Source organism: Pseudomonas sp. 31-12 (genome assembly GCF_003151075.1).
GTDB lineage: Bacteria > Pseudomonadota > Gammaproteobacteria > Pseudomonadales > Pseudomonadaceae > Aquipseudomonas.
This window is the reverse complement of sequence record NZ_CP029482.1, coordinates 4,526,400-4,548,438: the sequence shown is the minus strand read 5'-3', so window position 1 is coordinate 4,548,438 and position 22,039 is coordinate 4,526,400. Positions and strand designations below refer to the sequence as shown.

The window sequence follows — 22,039 nt, the reverse complement described above, 5'->3', positions numbered from 1 at the left end:
CAAGTTCAGCACTCTGGCATAAATTGCATGATTTGCCCCGGCATAAAGCCTCGTTGCATCGACGACCGTTCATCTGTGCTAGCATGCCTCGCTCGGGCGTTTGCAGGCTCCGGATGACCTTCAGTCCCGGTGGCGGCAGATGCGCGAATAACCCTGATTTGAATCCCAGTCACTCTGGTTCGGTTTTCCGGTTGGCCGCAAGGCTCCTGCCGCTGTAAGGCAGGCGTTCGTCATTGAATGGCCTGGATCGGATCTTGTACTGGCTCATCCCAACCCACGTGACCTTTGGTAGGGGTCACCACTAGGAGAGGAGGCGCCATGCCAACTATTACTCTTCCCGACGGCAGTCAACGTTCATTCGATCACCCGGTTTCCGTAGCCGAGGTCGCCGCATCCATTGGTGCTGGCCTGGCCAAAGCCACCGTTGCCGGCAAGGTCAATGGCAAGCTGGTCGACGCCAGCGACATCATCGACAGCGATTCCACGCTGCAAATCATTACGCCAAAGGATGAAGAGGGGCTGGAGATCATTCGCCACTCTTGCGCCCACCTGGTTGGCCACGCGGTCAAGCAACTGTACCCGACGGCCAAGATGGTCATCGGTCCGGTCATCGACGAAGGCTTCTATTACGACATCGCCTTCGAGCGTCCATTTACTCCGGACGACCTGGCCGCGATCGAACAGCGCATGCAGCAGCTGATCGAAAAAGATTACGACGTGATCAAGAAAGTCACTCCGCGCGCCGAAGTGATCGAAGTGTTCAAGGCCCGTGGCGAAGACTACAAGCTGCGCCTGGTCGAGGACATGCCGAACGAACAGGCCATGGGCCTGTACTATCACGAAGAATACGTCGACATGTGCCGCGGCCCGCACGTGCCGAACACGCGCTTCCTGAAATCCTTCAAGCTGACCAAGCTGTCCGGCGCCTACTGGCGTGGCGATGCCAAGAACGAGCAATTGCAGCGCGTTTACGGCACCGCATGGGCGGACAAGAAGCAGCTGGCGGCTTACATCCAGCGCATCGAAGAAGCTGAAAAGCGCGATCACCGCAAGATCGGCAAGCGCCTGGGCCTGTTCCATACCCAGGAAGAGTCGCCGGGCATGGTGTTCTGGCACCCGAACGGCTGGACTTTGTATCAGGTGCTCGAGCAGTACATGCGCAAGGTTCAGCGCGACAACGGCTATCTGGAGATCAAGACTCCGCAAGTCGTTGACCGCAGTCTGTGGGAGAAATCCGGGCACTGGGCCAACTACGCCGACAACATGTTCACCACGCAGTCGGAAAACCGCGACTACGCAATCAAGCCAATGAACTGCCCTTGCCACGTGCAAGTGTTCAATCAGGGCCTGAAGAGCTACCGCGAGTTGCCGATGCGTCTGGCCGAATTCGGTGCTTGCCACCGTAACGAGCCATCGGGTGCGCTGCACGGCATCATGCGCGTGCGTGCGTTCACTCAGGATGACGCCCACATCTTCTGCACTGAAGAGCAGATGCAAGCCGAATCCGCCGCATTCATCAAGCTGACCATGGACGTTTACGCCGACTTCGGCTTTAAAGACGTCGAAATGAAGCTGTCCACTCGTCCGGAAAAACGCGTGGGTTCCGACGAATTGTGGGATCGCGCCGAAGCTGCATTGGCTGCAGCCCTTGATAGCGCTGGCTTGCCGTATGATCTGCAGCCGGGCGAGGGTGCATTCTATGGTCCGAAGATCGAATTCTCGCTGAAAGATTGCCTCGGCCGTGTCTGGCAGTGTGGTACCCTTCAGCTCGATTTTAACCTGCCTGTCCGTCTGGGAGCCGAATACGTCTCCGAAGACAACAGTCGCAAGCACCCGGTGATGTTGCACCGGGCGATCCTCGGATCCTTCGAACGTTTCGTCGGAATCCTGATCGAGCACTACGAGGGTGCATTCCCTGCGTGGCTGGCTCCGACCCAGGCAGTGATCATGAATATCACTGACAAACAGGCCGATTTTGCCGCCGAGGTTGAAAAAACCCTCAATGAAAGCGGATTTCGTGCCAAGTCTGACTTGAGAAATGAAAAGATCGGCTTTAAAATCCGCGAGCATACTTTGCTCAAGGTTCCTTATCTCTTGGTTATCGGAGATCGGGAAGTCGAGATGCAGACTGTCGCTGTGCGTACTCGTGAAGGTGCTGACCTGGGCTCGATGCCCGTCGCCCAGTTCGCTGAGTTTCTCGCGCAAGCGGTTTCCCGGCGTGGTCGCCCAGATTCGGAGTAATTACTATTAAGCGTGAAATGAGACAAGATAAACGAGCTGCACCGAAAGCCCCGATCAACGAGAATATCTCGGCACGCGAGGTTCGGTTAATTGGGGCTGAAGGTGAACAGCTTGGGATTGTGTCAATTGAAGACGCGCTTCTTAAGGCTGAAGAGGCCAAACTGGATTTGGTGGAAATTTCCGCCGATGCAGTACCCCCTGTTTGCAAACTGATGGACTACGGCAAATCGATCTTCGAGAAGAAGAAGCAGATTGCCGCGGCCAAGAAAAACCAGAAGCAGATTCAGGTTAAAGAAATCAAGTTTCGTCCAGGGACGGAGGAAGGGGATTACCAGGTAAAACTGCGCAACCTGGTACGTTTCCTGAGTGATGGGGACAGGGCCAAGGTATCCTTGCGATTCCGCGGCCGTGAGATGGCCCACCAGGAGCTGGGGATGGAACTCCTCAAGCGAGTTGAAGGTGACTTGCTCGAGTACGGTTCGGTCGAACAGCATCCTAAGATGGAAGGACGCCAGCTGATCATGGTCATCGCCCCGAAAAAGAAGAAGTAATCATCAGGGCACGGCAGGCCTTCTGATTATGTTTATCAACTGAATGCGGAGTATCCGAACATGCCAAAAATGAAAACGAAAAGTGGTGCTGCTAAGCGGTTTCTGAAAACTGCTAACGGTATCAAGCACAAGCACGCTTTCAAGAGCCACATCCTGACTAAAATGTCGACCAAGCGTAAGCGTCAACTGCGCGGTAGCAGCTTGCTGCATCCGTCTGACGTGGCAAAAGTCGAGCGCATGCTGCGCCTTCGTTAATTTTAGTCAAGAATAGAGGAAGTAACTCATGGCTCGTGTAAAGCGTGGCGTCATTGCCCGTAAACGTCACAAAAAAATTCTGAAACTTGCTAAAGGCTACTACGGCGCTCGCTCGCGCGTATTCCGTGTTGCCAAGCAAGCGGTAATCAAGGCAGGCCAATACGCCTACCGTGACCGTCGTCAGAAAAAACGTCAGTTCCGCGCTCTGTGGATCGCTCGTATCAACGCTGGTGCACGTATCAACGGTCTGTCCTACAGCCGTTTCATCGCCGGCCTGAAAAAAGCGTCCATCGAGATCGACCGTAAGGTTCTGGCTGATCTGGCAGTGAACGAAAAAGCGGCGTTTGCTGCGATTGTCGAGAAAGCTAAAGCCACCTTGGCTTAAGTACCCCCGACAGTCACCCGGCCTCACCTCTGTGGGGCCAGGTGTTAAACGTCATAAATAGGGGAAGAGCCTTCAAGCTCTTCCCCTATTTTGTATCTGGAGTCTGTACATGGAAAACCTGGATGCGCTCGTCTCTCAAGCACTAGAGGCTGTGCAAAGCGCTGAAGATATCAATGCCCTGGAGCAAATCCGGGTTCACTACCTTGGCAAGAAGGGTGAATTGACTCAGGTGATGAAGACCCTGGGGAATTTGCCGGTAGAAGAGCGTCCGCAAGTCGGCGCCCTGATCAACGTTGCCAAGGAGCGTGTCACAGAGGTTCTCAATGCCCGCAAGGCACTGTTTGAAGAGGCCGACCTGGCCGCCAAACTGTCTGCCGAGTCCATTGACGTGACCCTGCCTGGCCGCGGCCAGACCTCGGGTGGTCTGCATCCGGTTACGCGTACTCTGGAACGTATCGAACAGTTCTTCACCCACATTGGCTACGGCATCGCCGAAGGCCCTGAGGTCGAAGACGATTACCACAACTTCGAAGCGCTCAACATCCCAGGCCATCACCCGGCCCGGTCGATGCATGACACCTTCTATTTCAATGCCAACATGTTGCTGCGCACCCATACCTCGCCGGTACAGGTCCGCACCATGGAATCGAAACAGCCGCCGATCCGCATCGTCTGCCCAGGCCGTGTGTACCGTAGCGACTCCGATATCACCCACTCGCCGATGTTCCACCAGGTCGAAGGCCTGCTGGTCGACCGCGATATCAACTTCGCCGACCTGAAAGGGACGATCGAAGAGTTCCTGCGCGTGTTCTTCGAAAAAGAACTGGCCGTGCGTTTCCGTCCTTCGTACTTCCCGTTCACCGAGCCGTCCGCTGAAGTCGACATGGAATGCGTGATGTGCAGTGGTAAAGGCTGTCGCGTCTGCAAGCAGACTGGCTGGCTGGAAGTGATGGGCTGCGGCATGGTTCACCCGAACGTGCTGCGCATGTCCGGGATCGACCCGGAAGAGTTTTCGGGCTTTGCCTTCGGCATGGGCGTTGAGCGTCTGGCCATGCTGCGTTACGGCGTGAACGACTTGCGTCTGTTCTTCGACAACGACTTGCGGTTCCTCGCGCAATTTCGCTAGTCGTAACGAATTCTTAGGAGAGCAGGATGAAATTCAGTGAACAATGGCTGCGCGGCTGGGTAAGCCCGCAGGTAAGTCGCGACGAGCTGGTTGCTCGTCTGTCGATGGCCGGTCTTGAGGTCGATAGCGTTACGCTGGCCGCCGGTGAATTCAGTGGCGTGGTCGTGGGCGAGGTGCTGAGCACTGAGCAGCACCCGGACGCTGACAAGTTGCGTGTTTGCCAGGTCAGCAATGGCTCGGAGACCTTTCAGGTTGTGTGCGGTGCACCAAACGTGCGCCCGGGCCTGAAGATCCCGTTCGCCATGATCGGTGCCGAACTGCCGGGCGACTTCAAGATCAAGAAAGCCAAGCTGCGTGGCGTTGAGTCCAACGGCATGCTGTGCTCGCAAGCCGAGCTGCAAGTCGGCGAAGGCAACGACGGCCTGATGGAATTGCCGGCGGATGCGCCGGTCGGTCTGGACATTCGTGAGTACCTGAGCCTGGACGACGCCAGCATCGAGGTCGACCTGACCCCGAACCGCGGCGACTGCCTGTCCCTGGCCGGTCTGGCCCGTGAAGTTGGCGCGCTGTATGCCGCTGAAGTCACCCGTCCGGTGGTGCCTGCCGTGCCAGCCGTGCACGACGAAGTGCGCTCGATCGAAGTGCTGGCGCCTGCCGCTTGCCCGCGTTACCTGGGTCGTGTGATCCGTAACGTCGACTTGTCCAAGCCTACGCCGCTGTGGATGGTCGAGCGTTTGCGTCGTGGCGACGTGCGCAGCATCGATGCGGCCGTCGACATCACCAACTACGTGATGCTGGAACTGGGTCAGCCGCTGCACGCCTTCGATCTCGCCGAAATCAATGGCGGCATCCGTGTGCGCATGGCCGAAGAAGGCGAGAAGCTGGTGCTGCTCGATGGTCAGGAAGTCAGCCTGCGTAGCGATACGCTGGTGATTGCCGACCACACCCGCGCGTTGGCAATTGCCGGCGTCATGGGTGGCGAGCACAGCGGCGTCAACACCGCGACCACGCGCGACGTATTCCTGGAAAGCGCGTTCTTCGATCAAATCGCCGTCGCTGGCAAGGCCCGTTCCTACGGCCTGCATACCGATGCCTCGCACCGCTACGAGCGTGGCGTCGATTGGCAACTGGCCCGTGAAGCCATGGAGCGCGCCACTGGCCTGCTGCTGGAAATCACTGGCGGCGAAGCTGGCCCGATCATCGAAACCGTCAGCGAACAGCACCTGCCGAAGATTGCTCCGGTCACCCTGCGTGCGCAGCGCATCACTCAGATGCTGGGCATGGAGATGGAGTCGGCCGAAGTCGAGCGTCTGCTCAGCGGCCTGGGCCTGACGATTTCTGCCGATGGGGCAGGGCAGTGGCGCGTTGAAGTGCCAAGCCACCGTTTCGACATCAGCCTGGAAGTCGACCTGATCGAAGAGCTGGCCCGTCTGTACGGCTACAACCGTCTGCCGGTTCGTTACCCGCAAGCTCGCCTTGCACCACAAGCCAAGGCCGAAGCGCGTAGCGATCTGCCTGAACTGCGTCGCCTGCTGGTAGCACGTGGTTATCAGGAAGCGATCACCTACAGCTTCATCGATCCGAAACAATTCGAGTTGTTTAATCCGGGTGTCGAGCCGCTGCTTCTGGCCAACCCGATCTCGAACGACATGGCGGCCATGCGCTCGTCTCTGTGGCCCGGTCTGGTCAAGGCGCTTCAGCACAACCTGAACCGTCAGCAGGATCGCGTCCGTCTGTTCGAAAGCGGCCTGCGTTTCGTGGGGCAGCTGGATGGTCTGAAGCAAGAGCCGATGATTGCGGGTGTTGTTTGCGGTAGCCGTCTGCCGGAAGGCTGGGCGCAGGGCCGCGATGTCGTGGATTTCTTCGACGTCAAAGCCGACGTGGAAGCGGTGCTGGGCTTTGCCGGTGCACTGGATTCGTTCACGTTCGTGCCGGGCAAACACCCTGCGTTGCACCCGGGTCAAACCGCGCGCATCGAACGTGAGGGTCGCCTGGTCGGTTTCGTCGGCGCTATCCACCCTGAATTGTCGAAAACCCTCGGTCTCGACCGTCCGGTGTTCGTCTTCGAGCTGGTTCTGGCCGAAGTGGCATTGGGAAAAATGCCTAAATTCCAGGAGTTGTCGCGCTTTCCTGAAGTGCGTCGTGACCTGGCGCTGATTGCGGCCACGGACGTTGCGGCCAGTGCCGTACTGGACGTAATCCGTGAAAATGCAGGCGAATGGCTCACAGACCTCAGGCTATTTGACGTGTATCAGGGTAAAGGCATTGATCCTGATAGAAAAAGCCTTGCAGTCGGCTTGACCTGGCAGCATCCATCGCGCACTCTTAATGACGATGAGGTGAATACCACGACGCAAAACATCCTCACCTCGCTCGAACAAAGGTTGAACGCCACGTTAAGGAAGTGACGTATGGGGGCTCTGACGAAAGCTGAGATGGCGGAACGTCTGTATGAAGAGCTGGGCCTGAATAAACGGGAGGCCAAGGAATTGGTCGAACTGTTTTTTGAAGAAATCAGGCACGCTCTTGAAGACAACGAACAAGTCAAATTGTCCGGTTTCGGCAATTTCGACCTTCGGGACAAACGCCAGCGGCCTGGCCGCAATCCGAAAACGGGTGAAGAAATCCCGATCACGGCTCGCCGTGTGGTCACCTTTCGTCCAGGGCAGAAGTTGAAGGCCCGAGTTGAGGCTTATGCTGGAACCAAGTCATAACGACGAGCTACCCGTCATCCCAGGCAAACGCTACTTCACCATTGGTGAAGTCAGCGAGCTGTGTGCCGTAAAACCGCACGTGCTGCGCTATTGGGAGCAGGAGTTTCCTCAACTCAACCCCGTCAAACGCCGCGGAAACCGCCGGTATTATCAGCGACAAGACGTGCTGATGATCCGGCAGATTCGCGCGCTTCTTTACGATCAAGGGTTCACCATCGGCGGCGCGCGTCTGCGTTTGTCCGGTGACGAAGCCAAAGACGACACCACCCAATACAAACAGATGATTCGGCAGATGATTGCCGAGTTGGAAGATGTGCTGGTTGTCCTCAAGAAATAATTTCCTGCGTTTGAATACTTCCAGTTTTCAAAAGCTTGCGATATATTCTTGAGCGTTCTTCGAGATGAAGGATGAGTTTCACGCCTAGTCGGGGCGTAGCGCAGTCCGGTAGCGCACTAGCATGGGGTGCTAGGGGTCGAGTGTTCGAATCACTCCGTCCCGACCATATAATTCAAAGGGTTGCGAGATTTTATCTCGCGACCCTTTTTTATTTTTGGTCGTTTTTACCCCTACAAAACGACTGGCTCTTGGTGGGCGCCTCAGCTGATTCCAAGGTCGGTGTTTGTTCCGGGCAGGGCTTTGGTCCGGCTTGATAAGTGAGCTGGATCGAAGCTTTCGTACATGCCCAGGAAACTCAGGCGGGGAATCCCGACTTTCGCAAAGTCATAGCCATGGCGAACCTGCCAAATGGTTTCCCCGGCGCGCTGGAACTTGCCGATCATCGACTCCGTCATGAAATAGGCCGCCGGACCGTCACCCTGGTTCAACCAGACCGCATCGCTGTCGCCACTGACCTGCTGCAGGCCGGCGGCGAAGGTGTGGCCGTTCAGCAGGTAGGTGAAATTGCGCGCTGCTCAGGCGACTGTCGACCTTGCCTTTGGTGACGCCGTCGCCGTAGTAGTGGAAGGTGTAGAAATCCGGGTCATGACCGTTGGCGCCATCGGAGCAGTTGTCGAAGTGTCGCAGGCCGGTACGCAGTGTGCCGGGGCCGACCTGCCAATCGTATTTGAGACCCTGAAAGCTCTGTTTGTAAAAGTCCTGCAGGTTGCCGTAGTAGTGCTACAAGGTCAGGTCTTTGGTCGCTCTGTAATCCACGCACTGCGCGATTGCATGTAAAGGGGTCAGCTATCGGATTTCTGCTGTACACGGCTGCTATTCAAGGCATGCAAACTGTCGCCAGTGCCCACCGCGTGGGTTTTTACAGCTCAGTCTTCCGGCAGGTTATTGAATATTTTTTCAAGTGTTCCGTTCAGTTTGGTGATCTGGGCCTCGGTCAGGCCTTTGAAACTGGTGCGGAAGATATCGCTGGTGCCGTGCTGGATTTCTTCAATGGTATGGCGGCCGACATCGGTGAGTGAGACCTGAGTCACGCGCCCGTCGCTGGCGCTGGTGTTGGTCTCTATCAGGCCGTCGGCTTTCATGCGATAGACAATTTTGGTGATGGTCGAGAGCTTCGCGATGGCATGGATGGAGATTTCCGAAATGCTCGACTCGCCATTTTCCTTGAGGATGAACAGAATCCGCCAGCGCGGTATGTCCATATCGATTTTTTTCAGCGCTTTCTCCATGGCCATGGAGTAGCGGCCGTGCAGGCGAGCCAGCCAGTAGAAGGGGAACTCTTCCTTCTTGAAGTCTTCGCTGGCGGGGTTGTATCGGCTCAGGCGCTTTTTCGGGGTGGTCATAAAGGTTGGCGTAGTCTTTCAGGTGAGCGGGTTTGATAGCGGGCGCCATTGTCGCGCCACCCGCGGCAAAAAACCAGCAGACACGCCATAGCGTGCCTCAGGTAAGGACGTCAGGCCAGGCCTTCGTGTTTGAGGCTCTCACGGAAGTGTCGGCAACCCTTGATCAGCAAGAGCAGAGTGAGTGCGACTGCGAAGGCATTGAGTAGGGAAATCGATGAGCCGACCATGGCCGGATTTTGGAATAGCCTGTCGGTGAGCAGCGCGACCAGCGTGGTACCAAGACCCAGGCCGATCAGATTGGAAATCAGCAGGAACAGCGCGCTGATCTGCGCTCGCATCTGATTGGGTGGCAGGATCTGCATGGCTGCGGTTGACGCCGGCATTGGGAACGAAGCAAAGAACATCGCCGGTGCCAGCAACGCCACGGACATCCACAGTTCGCTGACCTGGGTGAACGCGATGGCGGGCAAGGCCATGCCAATTGCCCCGATGACTCCAGCGCGGATCGGCGCATCGCTGTAGCCTTTTTTCGCTAGCCAGTCGATCAGCCAACCTCCACAAAATACGCCGCTGGTATTGGCTAGCAGCACCACGATCCCAAGCATGTAGCCGGTATCGCTGGGGGCTAGGCCGAATTTGCGCATATAGAAGGCCGGGGTCCAGCTAAGCATGCAGAACAGCGTCATCGCGTAAAACGAAAACCCCAGGTAATGGCAGAAAAAGGTCTTGCGGTGCACTGCAAGGAACTTGAACGCCTGTTTCATACTGGGCGCATGGACCTTGCCCTCGGCGTCCAGTTTCAAGCCCTTGCGAGCCGGGTCGCGAATGGTCAGGGCAATCAGCAGGGCAACGAGAATGCCCGGCAGTCCCACCAGAAAAAACGTCACCTGCCATGGCCGCATTTCGCCTAGCAGTGGTACGGCGACACTGTCGAGGTTCTTCAGCAAATCGATGACGTAGCCGCCAATCAGAAAGGCCACGCCGCCACCGATGAACGAGCCGATCGAGTAGATCGCCACGGCGCGCCCGAGTTTTTCCCGGGGGAACATATCGCTGAGCATCGAGTAGGTGGCCGGCGACAGGGCCGCCTCACCAATCCCGACACCGATGCGGGCCATAAACATCTGAAGGAAGCTTTTGCTCACCCCGCACAGGGCCGTCGCCAGGCTCCAGAACGCAATGCCGATGGCGATGATTTTCGGGCGGGAAAATTTGTCCGCCAGCAGCGCGATGGGCATGCCCATGAAGGCATAGAACAGGGAGAAAGCCAGGCCGTGCAGCAGGCTGAACTGGGTGTCGGATAACTGCATGTCGTGTTTGATCGGTTCGATCATCAACGCCAGGATCTGACGATCGATGAACGAAAAAATATAGGCCAGCATGCAAACGGCAACGACATACCATTCGTAGGCATAGCTTTTGCGGGTGACCTCGGTCGGTGTTTTGCTGGTCATGCTGTTTGGCCCCTTCAGGGTTGGCAATCAGTCAGTCGGCGGCAGCGGTTCGCAGTTGGGTGTATTGGTGACGCCGTCGTTACCCGAGCGCCTTGCCCTGGTGCGTTTATTGGTTTTGTTGTGCGGTTCCAGGTTGCCAATGGCTTGACATGTGTGTGCTGCAGGACCTTTTTAAGCCCTTGTTTGCCTTGACTCTATGCACCAGACGCAGAGGCTGTTCCGGGCGCGCAGAAAGCGTTTGCGTGGCGTGAAAATTGCTTTCCATTTCCACTAAATTATCGATGTGCCTGCGGGCAACGGTGTCATTTTCTGGAGGTGCTTCAGCATGTTCGATCAACACTCTTCGCTCCGTCATCATTGCCTTCTGAGTTCCGGCGGGTTTGGCGAGGTCAAGGATCGGGTCAGTCATTACCTGTGGCCCCACCAGATGAAAATGCAGCAGGGCGGCGCCCTGCAATCGCAGCTGTACGGCGTGTTTTTCGGCAGCTCGGCGTTGTTCGATTTGCACTACGGTGCACCGGTGGAAATCGACGCCGGCGATATCAGTGACTACTACCTGATTCGGGTCACCCTGGAAGGCAGCGGCATGGTCAGCCTGGGTAAACAGAACGCGATTTTGCGCAAGGACGGGCTAACCATTTCTTCGCCTTCGGAGCGTAGTTTTATCCGTATCGACAAGGACTGCCGCAACCTGATTTTGCGCGTCGATCGACTGGCCCTCGAGCGTCAGCTGCAAGTCTTGCTCAATCGGCGTTTGCGTCAGCCGTTGGTGTTCGACATTCAGGTCGACGCCGAGCATCAGGGCATGGCGATGGTACGGACTACCCTGGATTACATCTGCCAGCTCTATGGCGATGCCAGCCAGACGTTGCTGACCTCGACCATGGGCGGGAGCCTGTCGGACTATTTGCTGTCGGTGCTGCTGACCCAGTTGCCGCACAATTATTCGGTCGATCTGCTGCAAAATCAGCGCCAACCAATGCCTCACCACGTCAAGAATGCCCGTGACTACATCGAGCAGCACTTGGGCGAACCGATTGCGCTGGCGAGCCTGGCGCAGTTCTGCGACGTGTCGATCCGCACCTTGCAAAATGGCTTCACGCGGTTTCTCCAGCAAACCCCCAGCGACTATGTCCGCACTCGTCGGCTGGCCTTGGTTCACGTAGCCCTGCAGCAGGCCGGACCGGCCGACAGCGTGACGGATATCTTGTTGCGTCACGGGGTCGCCAGCTTCGGTCATTTCGCCATGCAGTACCGCAAGCAGTACGGCTGCCTGCCTTCCGAGACCCTGCGACGTCAGGCCTGATGCATGAGAATGAATTGCTCAGCCCTGTAGAAAACGCTGGGCCAGATCGAGTTGGGAGTTGGCCAGTTGATGCAGCTCCTCGCCGATCTGGGTATTGCGTCGGGACTGGTCGCTGCTGGTTTGCGCCAGGTTTACGATCTGGGAAATCTGCCCATTGATCTCTTGGGCGACTTGACCTTGCTGTTCGATGGCCGAGGCCATTTGCAAACTCATGCCGGAGATCTGTCCGACTTCCTCGCAGATGCGCCGCAATGCGGTTTGGACCTGCGATACGTCTTCGCGTGATTCCCGCGCGGCCGATTCGCCGCGTTGCGCGGTGGCGAGGGCGAGGGCGCTGCCGTCACGCAACTGCTCGATCGAGCGCTGGATTTGCTCCGTGGATTCACGGGTGCGGGTCGCGAGGCTGCGTACCTCATCGGCGACCACCGCGAAACCGCGTCCGGTCTCGCCGGCGCGGGCCGCTTCGATGGCCGCGTTCAGTGCCAGCAAATTGGTCTGTTCGGCGATGCTGCGAATCACATGCGCGACACCGCTGATTGATTCGATCGATTCCGCGAGGCGGCTGACTGCCTGGCCAATTTCCTCGACCAAGGTGCACAGTCCGGTCATCGAACGCTGGCTTTGCCCGGACATCCGGTCACCATCGCGAGCCAAGCGGTCGACGGCTTGGGTGGCCTCTGCCGCGTGTTGCAGGTTTCGCGACAGCTCCTGGATCGTGGCACTCATTTGATGGATGGCCGCGGCGGACTGCTCGGCTTCTTCAAGTTGCCGTTGCAGGTGCCCGGATTGGGTCTGCACCAGTGTCGACGATTCTTGCGCGCGTTGACGCACGGTCTCGCCGTTGATCCGGATACGCGCCATGACGGTGCGCATTCGCGTGTTCTGGCTGTAGAGGGCCATGTCAAAACGGCTGGCGACGCTGGCGATGCCTTCCTGGAGCGGGGCCAGCAACGCGTCGCTGTAGACCTGCTCGTGCCGGGCCATGATCCGGCGGACGTCCGCATGTTGTCTGGCTCGCCATTGCCAGCCCGCGGCGAGTACTCCGCCGAGCACCAGCAGGCCCGGTGCCAGGTCGATCCGTCCGACGACCATCGCGCCCGTGACACCAAGCCCCAGCAGCCAGGCGATGCCCTGAGTGCTGGAATGTTCCTGCACGCGCCGGGCAAAAGTCAGCGGACCGTGGCCGTCATTCAAGCGTCGATAGAGTTTTTCCGCTCTCAGGCTTTGAGCGGCGTCCATCGGGTGATACGCAGTACCCAGTGCATTCAGCTGACCGCCCTCAAGCAGTGGCACCACATAGAGATTGCACCAGAACGTCGTGCCCTGTTTATCGCGTCCCATCATGGGCGCTGTCCAGGGCACACCGCTGCGCAAGGTCTCCCACATGCGATCAATGACTCGCTTGGGCATCAGCGGATGATTGATCAGTTCGTGCGGCTGGTTGAGCAGCTCCTCACGGGCGTAACCGCTGAGCGCCACATAGGCATCGTTGCAGGCCATCAGATGGCCGCGAGTATCCAGGCGCGAGATCGGTATTTCCGGCTGCGCCGCAACGATGGGCGGCGGCGTGTATTCCTTTGACTTAGCCACTGAACGCTCCCGCGATTACCAGCATTGGCCGCGTTCGGCGCGCATTTTGCGAACCATGGCGTCGAAAAATTTCACAGCGAAGCCGCTGTCCCGAATGAGCATGGCCGTGAGTTCGGCACATTTCTGGCTGATCGCTTCAGGCAGCGGATTGTCCTCACCGCCCAGAGCGCCGGCCTGGCACTGAATTTCAGCGGCGCGCTGCACCGTCCACAGCAGGAAGAACGCCTTGGCAATGCTGCTTTCGCCGACGGCAATGCCGTGGTTGCGCAGCACCAGGATGTGCTTGTCGCCAAGGCTGTCGATCATCCGCGCTTTTTCGTCATCGAACAGCGTGATGCCTTCGAAGGTGTGGTAGCCGATCCGTCCGAAGAGTTGTGCACCGTAAAAGTCGTTATGGGCAAAACCGGCCTTCTTCATGACGATGGCCGAAATCGGCGTGGTGTGCGTATGGATCAGGCACTGAATGTCCGAACGGGCACCGTGCACCGCGCTGTGCAGGGCGAAACCGGCGGGGTTGCCGTCGTAGAGTGAGTCCTCGAGCTTCTTGCCGTGCAGGTCGACCTTGAGCAGGTTCTGCGGCGTCACTTCGGTGTAATTGAGGCCGAACGGGTTGACCAGATAATGGTGTGCCGGGCCGGGAAGGCGTGCGGAAATATGGTTGAAGATCGTCTCGCTCCAGCCGAAGAAATCCACCAGGTGGTAGCAGTGCGCAAGTTGCACGCGCAGTGCCCATTCTTCGTCGCTGTACGCGTGCGGGTTTGTCATTGGGGTATGGTCCATGTCTGAGTCCTTGTCGTAGTGATTCAGTGGCGGGCCTGTTCGCCACGAAAGCGTGCCAGGGCAATGAGGTGTCGAGTAACGGGCATTGGGATCGCCATGCCATCGGCCAACTCCAGCACAGCGTCGCCGATGGCGGCCAACTCCAGAGGGCGGCCTTTCTCATAGTCCTGCAGCATTGAGGTGCGCACGGCGCCCATGCCGGCGCCGAGTTCGAGAAAGGTCCGTGGATCGATGCTCACGCGCGCGCCGTACGCGGCGGCCGTCAGCAAGGCTTCGTGCAGGCAACTGCTGACCAGGTCGCGTAACTCCGGAAGGCTGTAAAGCTGATCAAGCGTCGCGCCGGTAATCACTGAGAGCGGGTTGGAGGTGAGGTTGGCGATGATCTTGGTCCACAGATTGTCGCGGATGTGGTCGGTGGCTCGTGCTTCGATACCGACACTTTCGATCAATGCGCGCACACGCTCCAGGCGGGGGCTGAGGCGGTTGTCAGGCTCACCGAAAATCATCAGGTGCGGGGTGTTCGATTCAGCCACGGCATTGGCCGGGCAGTGCGCGGTGATGAACACCACGCAGCCGATCACGTGGCGCAGGTCCAGGGCCTGGTTGAGCGTCGACTGCGGATCAACCGCGTTCACCCGTTGCCCGTCGTAGCGTCCACCTTCACCGTGGAAGTACCACCATGGCACGCCGTTGATCACCGGGATCACCACCGTCTCGGCGCCGATCATCGGTTGCAGTTGCGGCAGCAGGCTGGCCAGGGCTTGTGCCTTGGTGCAGAGGAATATCAGGTCTTGCTCGCCTAGGCTGCCAGCATCGTCGCTGGCCTCAACTCGTACATGATGTTGACCGTCCAGATCGGACAAGTGGATGCCGTCGCGGCGGATGGCGGTCAGGGTTTCACCTCGGGCCAGTACGTTGACCGTATGGCCGTTACCCGCAAGACGGGCCGCCAGGGTGCAGCCGATGGCACCGGCGCCGGCGATGCCGATGCGCAAGGGGGAAGCGTTCATCGTGACTCCGGATGTTCAGAAAAGCCTGGGAAGGCCGGACCCGGCGCCGTTACGGGCGCCGGGGCAGGGCGGTGGTCAGTTGGCGAGCATTTCCTGATGCTTGCTGGCCAGCCCGAGATAGGCTTCGATCACGCGGGGGTCATCAGCCAGTTGCTGCGCCGGGCCCTGCATGGCGATCTGGCCGGTTTCCAGCACATAGGCGTAATCGGCCACCCGCAGGGCGGCACGCGCGTTCTGCTCGACCAGCAGGATCGATACCCCTTGCTCCCGCAGCGCCGTAATGATGCGGAAGATCTCCCGGGTAATCAGCGGCGCCAGACCCAGGCTTGGCTCGTCGAGCATCAGCAGCTTGGGCTTGGCCATCAGCGCCCGGCCCACGGCGAGCATCTGCCGTTCACCGCCGGACAACGTCGCCGCCAATTGCTCGCGGCGTTCCCACAGGCGTGGGAACAGTTCGTAGATTTCGCCAAGCGTTTCGCTGTAGCGACGGTCGCCCCGGCGATGGCGTTGAAAAGCGCCGAGCAGCAAGTTGTCGGCCACGCTCATGCTGGTGAACAATTCGCGTTTTTCCGGCACCAGGCCCAGGCCCCGCGAGACCATCACTTCCACTTCCGGCAAGGTTTCCAGGCTGCCGTCGAAATGCACCTGACCCCGGGAGCCAAGCACGCCCATGATGGCCGAGAGCAGGGTGGTTTTGCCGGCGCCGTTGGGGCCGATCACCGTCACAATCTGACCCTTGCCGACGGTCAGGCTGGCGTCGCTCAGCGCTTCGACCTTGCCGTAAGCCACGCTCAAGCCTTTGATCTCCAGCACGGCGTCGTCGACCTGGTTGCGCGGTGCGAGGTGCGGTTCCACTTGCATGTTCATCATTCAACTCCTCCCAGATAGGCTTCCAGCACGGCTGGATCCTTCTGTACGTCTTCGGGCAGGCCCTGGGCGATCCGCTGACCGAACTCCATGACCACCACGCGATCGACCAGGCCCATGACGAAGTCCATGTCGTGCTCGACCAGCAGAATCGCCATGCCTTCGCTGCGCAGGCGGCTGAGCAGGATGCCAAGGGCTTCCTTTTCTTTCAGGCGCAAACCGGCGGCGGGTTCGTCGAGCAGCAGCAGGCACGGATCGGCGCACAAGGCGCGGGCGATTTCCAGAATCCGCTGTTGGCCGAGTGCCAGGCTCCCGGCCTCTTCATACAAGTAATCGCCCAGGCCTACGCGCTCCAGCTGACGTCTGGCTTCGCCGAGCAGTTCGGCTTCCTCGCGACGATCCAAGTGCAGAGCCGCCGACAGCACGCCTTGCTGGCCACGCAAATGCGCGCCAATGGCGACGTTCTCCAGCACGCTCATGTTGCCCAGCAGTTTCACGTGCTGAAAGGTGCGACTCATGCCCATGCGCGCCACTTGCCGCGAGTTCAGGCCGTTGATTTTTTGCCCCATGAACAGCACTTCGCCGCTGCTCGGTGTATCGACGCCGGAGAGCTGGTTGAACATGGTGCTTTTGCCGGCACCGTTAGGACCGATCAGCGCGAGGATTTCACCTGAACGGATTTCCAGGCTCATGTCGTTGTTGGCCACCAGTCCGCCAAAGCGCTTGGTCACATTGCGCGCTTCAAGGATCAGTTCGCCATGTTTGGGCAGTTGCCGGCGGGGCAGGGGTGCAGCTTGGGCGTCGACATTCCGGACCTTGGCGCGGACCCTGAACCGGGCCGGTATCAGGCGCGTCAGCAAGGGCCACAGCCCCCCCGGTGCGCGCTGCATAAGCACCACGATCAAGATGCCGAACACGATGATTTCGTAGTTGCCGGTGTTACCCATCAAGTGTGGCAACCAGTCCTGCAGCCATTGCTTGAGCAGGGTCAGGATGCCCGCGCCGAGCAGGGCGCCCCACACGCTGCCGACACCACCGATCAGTGCCATGAACAGGTAATCAATGCCCATGTTCAGGCCGAACGGCGTCGGGTTGACGAAGCGTTGGGTGTGCGCATAGAGCCAGCCGGAAATGGCCGCGAACACTGCAGAGATGACGAAGATCACCATCTTTGAGCGGAAGGTGTTGACCCCCATCGACTCGGCCATTACCTGACCTCCCTTGAGTGCGCGAATGGCGCGGCCTTCGCGAGAATTCAGGAGGTTCTGCGTGATGACGATCGCCAGCAACAGCAGGGCCCAGATCAGGTAGAAAATATTCTCTCCCTTATCCAGCTTCAGGCCGAACAAGGAAATCGATGGCAAGCCGCCGACACCGGTATGGCCGCCCAGGGATTCCAGGGTGCCGAACAGGTAGTACAACGAAAGGCCCCAGGCAATCGTTCCCAGCGGCAGGTAATGCCCTGACAACTTGAGTGTCAGGGCGCCGAGAATCAGTGCCACTGAGGCGGTGAGCACCACGCCCACCAGCAGCGTCAGCCACGGTGACGTCCCGGCCCAGGCCAGCCATGCCGGCAGTTGTTCAGTGGTGGTCAGGTAGGCTGAGGTGTAGGCGCCCAGCCCGACGAACGCGGCCTGACCGAAACTGGTCATGCCGCCGACACCCGTGAGCAGTACCAACCCCAATACGACCATGGCGTACATGCCGATGTAATTGAGCAGGGTGACGTAGTACGGCGGCAACAGCAGCGGCGCAACGCCCACCACCAGCAACAGGGCAAGCAACAGATAGCGCGAATTCATTCTTCTTCCTCCACATGACGACTGGTGAACGAACGCCAAAGCAGGAACGGAATAATCAGCGTGAACACGATGATCTCTTTGTAGGTACTGGCCCAGAACATCGAGAATGCTTCGATCAGGCCCACCGCCAGGGCACCGAGCGCGGCGACCGGATAGCTCACCAGCCCGCCGATGATCGCGCCGACAAAGCCTTTGAGGCTGATTACAAAACCAGAATCGAAATACAGCGTGGTGATCGGGGCGATCAGGATCCCCGACAGCGTGCCAATCAGCGCCGCAAGCAGGAAGGTCGACTTGCCCGCGAGGGTCGGCGAGATCCCCATCAGCCTGGCACCCATGCGGTTAACCGCGGTGGCACGCAGGGCTTTGCCATAGAGCGTGCGCTCGAAGAACAGATACAGTCCGACGATCAGCCCCAGGGACACGGCCAGCACCCAGAGCGTCTGGCTGTTGAAGGTGACCGGGCCCAGCTCCAGGCCGGCTTCGGAGAACGGTCGGGTGCGGGCACCTTCGGGACCGAACAGCAAGAGGGCGATGCCGACCATGCTGACGTGCACGGCGATCGACACAATCAGCAAGACCAGTGAGCTGGCCGAGGCGATCGGCTGGAACACCAGGCGGTAGATTTGCGGCCCCAGCGGAACCACCAACGCCAGCGTCAGCAAGGCCTGGACCGCCATCGGCAATTCGGCCAACGGCAAGGTGTTGATCAACACCGCCAGCAGACCTGCATAGCCAAGCTTGAAGAGAATGCGCACGGGGAACCGAAAGGCCTGGCTTGAGCGCGCCGCGCCCCCTACATCGAGCGCACAATCGATCAGCGTCAGGCCGAGCAGCAGCCAGACCAGTGCAGTCGGGTGACCACTTTGCAAAGTGGCCATGGTCAAGGCGCCGTAGGTCACGAATTCACCCTGGGGAATCAGCAGGATCCGGGTCACGGTGAACACCAGGAGGATCGACAGGGCCAACAGCGCATAGATCGCGCCGTTGGTCATACCGTCCTGGCCCAGCAGCATGGCTATCTGGAAATTCATAATGAGAGCTCTTTTCTACAGATTGAATATCAGGCCCGCTTGCCGGCGCGGGTCGACTCGCCGTCAAGCGGGCAGGGCGCGCAACGGGCTGTGCGCCCGGGTTTCGATCAGTTGTCGTGCAACAGCATCCAGTTGCCGTTTTTCACCACGATCAATTCGCGCCCGCGCTCGTCGAAACCGCTGTGATCCTGTGGCGTCATGTTGTAAACGCCTTGGGTGCCGGCCAGTTCGTGGCTTTGCTCAAGCGCATCACGCAGGGCAGCACGAAATTCAGGAGTGCCCGGTGCTGCTTTTTTGGCTGCAATCGGGATCGCCTGCTGTAGCAGCAGACCGGCATCGAAGGTGTTCCCACCGAAAGTCGCCGGTTTGCTGCCGTTGAGCTTTTCGTAAGCCGTGGTGTAGTCGCTGGCGATTTTCTTCGAAGGATGGCTGTCCGGGATTTCATCGAGTACCAGCATCAGGCTGGCCGCCAGAATGGTGCCTTCGACCTTCTTGCCGCCCAGCTTGAGGAAGTCTTGCAGCGCCGCTCCGTGGGTCTGGTAGACCTGGCCGCGATAGCCCTGATCGAACAGGGTGGTCTGCGGCATCACCGCCGAGCTGCCAGGCGCTGCGACCAGCACCGCATCGGGGCGGGTGGCGAGAATTTTCAGGCTCTGCCCGGTGACCGAAGTGTCCTGGCGCTGGAAGCGCTCATTGGCCACGACCTTGATGTTCTGCTGCGCTGCCAGGCCAGCCATGACCTTGGCCCAGTTTTCGCCATAAGGGTCGCCGGTGCCGATGAAGCCGAGGGTCTTCACGCCTTTTTTGGCCATGTGTTCGAACAGCGCCTTGGCGATCAGGTCATCGTTCTGCGTGGTCTTGAATACCCATTTCTTCTGCTCGGTCATTGGCAACACCACGGCGGCGGTGCCGACCGGTGCCAGCAATGGCACGCCTGCCTCGGCGACGAACTGGATCACGCCCATGGCGTTGGGCGAACCGCTCGGGCCAATGATGGCATCGACATTTTCTTCGTCGATCAGTTTTTTCAGCGCCTTCACCGTAGCGGTCGGGTCGCTCGCATCATCCAGAGAAATGTATTTCACCACCTGGTCGCCGGCCTGGGTCGGCAGCAACGGTACGGTGTTTTTCTGTGGTAGCCCGACCAGTGCGATCGGTCCGGTGGAGGAGGTAATGACACCGATTTTCACATCCGCCTGCGCAGCGGCGGCGCAGGCGGCACTCAACAACAACGTGGACACGGCTTTTCTGAAAAGCATGACTTTCTCCGAAGAGTTGCAACGCTGCAAAAGGCTAATGGCCAGCCGCCCCGACCACGACGTGGTGTGAGTACGGCCCAAGGTACGGCCCTGTTTTAGTTATCGAACTGCGGCGACACCCATGCTCTGTTACCGAGCCATCAGGGTGTCGGTCGACCATGAGTGATCGGTCGAAGGCGAAGAGAGCAAAAGCAGATTGCATGCCAGAATTTTTTCGGTGCATGGCAGAAAGCCGTTACTGCGATGCCTGATGCGAACGCTTCGAGGCGGTTCAGTCGAGGTGATCCGAAGGACTCGAGGTAGGGGATGTGAAGGGCGGGAAAAACCCGATGCACGCCATGCCCAACAAGGCTTTGATCTGTGTCAAGGAATCCCTCAAACGACCAAAAAATAAGCTTATAAAAAAACTAAAAAATAGCGATTTGTTACGACGTTTTATGCTGCCATTTTTGGGCTGATTTATTTTTTCCTGTTTGGTTTTTCAGAGAGGTCCATGCTCAACATTTTTCTAAATGGTTCGATGGCTTCTGCTCGTAAAAAATAAGTAATTAACTGATTTATAAGATAAAAATTCAAAATATTCAGGATTTGATGTTTTTGCGGCAGTGTTACCAAACTGCACGCTGCTGGTGCGAAAAGGGAAAATATGCACCGAAAATACACACTGTTTTATTTGGTAAAATTCAATTGACATTTCACGTAAATATTACGATTTTAGATTTAAGCGTTTTCCCCGGCCCGTGTGCCGAGGTCATCCGTTCTGGTGACACATAACGAGCAGGTAAAGAGCATGTCGATCGTTGTTGAGGATTTAGCCTTGGGAGGGAATGGCCTTTCGGTCATGGTGAAAGACACCATTGATATCGCCGGCTATCCGACCCGCGCTTCAAGCAGCGCACTGGCCGATGCGCCGGCGGCCGGCGAACATGCACACGTGGTTCAGTCTGTTCTGGATGCGGGCTGCCGGATCACCGGTAAAACCAGCCTGCATGAATTGGCATTCGGCACCACCGGCCTCAACGCATGGACCGGCACGGCGTCCAATCCGCGCTATCCGGGCTATATACCGGGTGGCTCTTCCAGTGGTTCGGCAGCTGCGGTGGCGGCAGGCCTTTGCGACTTCGCGCTGGGTACCGATACCGGCGGTTCGGTACGGATTCCAGCAGCGTGCTGTGGTGTATTCGGTCTCAAGCCAACCTTCGGTCGTATCAGCCGTCAGGGTGTGATGCCTGCGCGCAGTACCCTCGATTGCGTAGGCCCTCTGGCACTGGATATCGATCACTTGATTGAAGCGATGCACATCATTGATCCCACGTTCACTTCCGTTCCGGTGCCTGAGCATCTTGCTATCGGTGTAGTCGCGGTAGAGGCCAACGAACAGATCCACTTGGTGGTGAACCAGGCGCTGGGCCGTTCGCGCTTCAAGTTGCTTGAGCAAACGCTGCCTGGCATGGCCGCCGCGTATGGTGCCGGGATGGTGATCATCAACGCCGAAACCTGGGCAGCATGTGGTCATCTTCTGCAAACCGGTCGGGTTGGCAGCGATGTCGCCGACCGTCTGCGTGCCGCCAGTCTGACCTCGGCCGAGACCGTTGAAGAGGCTGAAATCATCCGTCGCGCGTTTATCGCAGAAGTGGACGCAGCCCTGACCATCACCCCGATTCTGGCCATGCCGACCATGCCCGACTTCCCGTTGCCGGTCGCCGATGCGGCCGACACTCACGCCGCCCTGGGCATGACCTCCCTGGTACGCGCTTTCAACCTTTCCGGTCATCCGGCTCTGAGCATTCCTCTGGAAAGCGCTTCGGGACTGCCGGTCGGCCTTCAACTCATTGCCGCCCATGGCGCGGACGAACTGCTGTGTGCAGTCGCCCGCGAACTGGTCCGGCGCCTGGAAGAGTAATCGTCATGCTTACTATGGAGAA

20 protein-coding genes, 1 tRNA gene and 1 pseudogene are annotated in these 22,039 nt (G+C 58.6%); 11 read left to right on the top strand and 11 right to left on the bottom strand.

Going from position 1 to position 22,039, the window contains the following annotated elements; translation table 11 throughout:
• Nucleotides 1-318 precede the first annotated feature (318 nt).
• The 9 genes from thrS (at nt 319) to DJ564_RS21460 (ending at nt 7,775) form a co-directional block, all read left to right on the top strand.
• Complete coding sequence (thrS, locus tag DJ564_RS21500; protein WP_010455934.1) at nt 319-2,241, top strand: threonine--tRNA ligase; 1,923 nt, start codon at nt 319-321, stop codon at nt 2,239-2,241.
• Complete coding sequence (gene infC / locus DJ564_RS21495) at nt 2,241-2,792, top strand: translation initiation factor IF-3 (RefSeq protein WP_169857083.1); 552 nt, start codon at nt 2,241-2,243, stop codon at nt 2,790-2,792. Before thrS ends, infC begins: the two co-directional genes overlap by 1 nt.
• 60 nt (nt 2,793-2,852) lie before the next feature.
• The gene (gene rpmI / locus DJ564_RS21490; protein WP_002553160.1) at nt 2,853-3,047 is read left to right on the top strand and encodes a 50S ribosomal protein L35; all 195 of its coding nucleotides are present in this window, start codon (nt 2,853-2,855) and stop codon (nt 3,045-3,047) included.
• Between the two features lie 28 nt (nt 3,048-3,075).
• Nucleotides 3,076-3,432: a 50S ribosomal protein L20 gene (rplT, locus tag DJ564_RS21485; protein ID WP_007905879.1), complete on the top strand. Its 357-nt coding sequence runs from the start codon at nt 3,076-3,078 to the stop codon at nt 3,430-3,432.
• Nucleotides 3,433-3,541: 109 nt separating this feature from the next.
• Nucleotides 3,542-4,558, top strand: coding sequence for a phenylalanine--tRNA ligase subunit alpha (gene pheS / locus DJ564_RS21480; protein ID WP_109633133.1), 1,017 nt, complete (start codon nt 3,542-3,544; stop codon nt 4,556-4,558).
• A 26-nt stretch (nt 4,559-4,584) separates the two neighbouring features.
• The gene (pheT, locus tag DJ564_RS21475) at nt 4,585-6,966 is read left to right on the top strand and encodes a phenylalanine--tRNA ligase subunit beta (protein ID WP_109633130.1); all 2,382 of its coding nucleotides are present in this window, start codon (nt 4,585-4,587) and stop codon (nt 6,964-6,966) included.
• A gap of 3 nt (nt 6,967-6,969) precedes the next feature.
• Nucleotides 6,970-7,272: an integration host factor subunit alpha gene (gene ihfA, locus DJ564_RS21470; RefSeq protein ID WP_002553164.1), complete on the top strand. Its 303-nt coding sequence runs from the start codon at nt 6,970-6,972 to the stop codon at nt 7,270-7,272.
• A complete protein-coding gene (locus DJ564_RS21465; RefSeq protein ID WP_003179985.1) occupies nt 7,253-7,609 on the top strand; it encodes a MerR family transcriptional regulator in 357 nt (118 codons plus the stop codon). The genes ihfA and DJ564_RS21465 overlap by 20 nt, the downstream gene beginning before the upstream one ends.
• Before the next feature lie 89 nt (nt 7,610-7,698).
• Nucleotides 7,699-7,775 (top strand) — tRNA-Pro (locus tag DJ564_RS21460).
• A 166-nt stretch (nt 7,776-7,941) separates the two neighbouring features.
• Here DJ564_RS21460 and DJ564_RS21455 read toward each other — a convergent pair.
• The 4 genes and pseudogenes from DJ564_RS21455 to DJ564_RS32085 form a co-directional block, all read right to left on the bottom strand.
• A pseudogene (locus DJ564_RS21455) lies at nt 7,942-8,425 on the bottom strand (OprD family outer membrane porin); the annotation flags it as partial.
• A gap of 110 nt (nt 8,426-8,535) precedes the next feature.
• Nucleotides 8,536-9,012, bottom strand: a complete 477-nt coding sequence (locus tag DJ564_RS21450; protein ID WP_109633129.1) for a MarR family winged helix-turn-helix transcriptional regulator — start codon at nt 9,010-9,012, stop codon at nt 8,536-8,538.
• Nucleotides 9,013-9,122: 110 nt separating this feature from the next.
• Nucleotides 9,123-10,466: an MFS transporter gene (locus DJ564_RS21445; protein WP_218277763.1), complete on the bottom strand. Its 1,344-nt coding sequence runs from the start codon at nt 10,464-10,466 to the stop codon at nt 9,123-9,125.
• Between the two features lie 106 nt (nt 10,467-10,572).
• On the bottom strand, nt 10,573-10,806 hold the full coding sequence (locus DJ564_RS32085; RefSeq protein WP_162556230.1) for a hypothetical protein: 234 nt from the start codon (nt 10,804-10,806) through the stop codon (nt 10,573-10,575).
• On the opposite strand from DJ564_RS32085, the gene DJ564_RS21440 reads away from it, so the two are divergent.
• Nucleotides 10,792-11,772 (top strand): AraC family transcriptional regulator, encoded by a 981-nt coding sequence (locus DJ564_RS21440; RefSeq protein ID WP_109633127.1) that lies wholly within the window; start codon nt 10,792-10,794, stop codon nt 11,770-11,772. The genes DJ564_RS32085 and DJ564_RS21440 overlap by 15 nt on opposite strands.
• A gap of 18 nt (nt 11,773-11,790) precedes the next feature.
• Here the strand turns inward: DJ564_RS21440 and DJ564_RS21435 are convergent, their stop codons facing one another.
• From DJ564_RS21435 to DJ564_RS21405, 7 genes are all read right to left on the bottom strand, one after another.
• Entirely contained in the window at nt 11,791-13,362 is a 1,572-nt protein-coding gene (locus DJ564_RS21435; protein ID WP_256597445.1) for a methyl-accepting chemotaxis protein, read from the bottom strand.
• 15 nt (nt 13,363-13,377) lie between these two features.
• Nucleotides 13,378-14,142, bottom strand: a complete 765-nt coding sequence (locus DJ564_RS21430; protein ID WP_178082316.1) for a class II aldolase/adducin family protein — start codon at nt 14,140-14,142, stop codon at nt 13,378-13,380.
• Nucleotides 14,143-14,165: 23 nt separating this feature from the next.
• Nucleotides 14,166-15,152 (bottom strand): ketopantoate reductase family protein, encoded by a 987-nt coding sequence (locus DJ564_RS21425; RefSeq protein WP_109633125.1) that lies wholly within the window; start codon nt 15,150-15,152, stop codon nt 14,166-14,168.
• Between the two features lie 75 nt (nt 15,153-15,227).
• Entirely contained in the window at nt 15,228-16,022 is a 795-nt protein-coding gene (locus DJ564_RS21420) for an ABC transporter ATP-binding protein (RefSeq protein WP_178082315.1), read from the bottom strand.
• Nucleotides 16,019-17,821 (bottom strand): ATP-binding cassette domain-containing protein, encoded by a 1,803-nt coding sequence (locus tag DJ564_RS21415; RefSeq protein ID WP_109633121.1) that lies wholly within the window; start codon nt 17,819-17,821, stop codon nt 16,019-16,021. The genes DJ564_RS21420 and DJ564_RS21415 overlap by 4 nt, the downstream gene beginning before the upstream one ends.
• Complete coding sequence (locus DJ564_RS21410) at nt 17,818-18,855, bottom strand: branched-chain amino acid ABC transporter permease (protein WP_109633119.1); 1,038 nt, start codon at nt 18,853-18,855, stop codon at nt 17,818-17,820. The genes DJ564_RS21415 and DJ564_RS21410 overlap by 4 nt, the downstream gene beginning before the upstream one ends.
• Nucleotides 18,856-18,962: 107 nt before the next feature.
• A complete protein-coding gene (locus DJ564_RS21405) occupies nt 18,963-20,114 on the bottom strand; it encodes an ABC transporter substrate-binding protein (RefSeq protein WP_109633118.1) in 1,152 nt (383 codons plus the stop codon).
• Nucleotides 20,115-20,904: 790 nt separating this feature from the next.
• Between DJ564_RS21405 and DJ564_RS21400 the strand changes: the two genes are divergently transcribed.
• On the top strand, nt 20,905-22,017 hold the full coding sequence (locus DJ564_RS21400) for an amidase (RefSeq protein WP_109633116.1): 1,113 nt from the start codon (nt 20,905-20,907) through the stop codon (nt 22,015-22,017).
• The last annotated feature ends 22 nt before the right edge of the window (nt 22,018-22,039 follow it).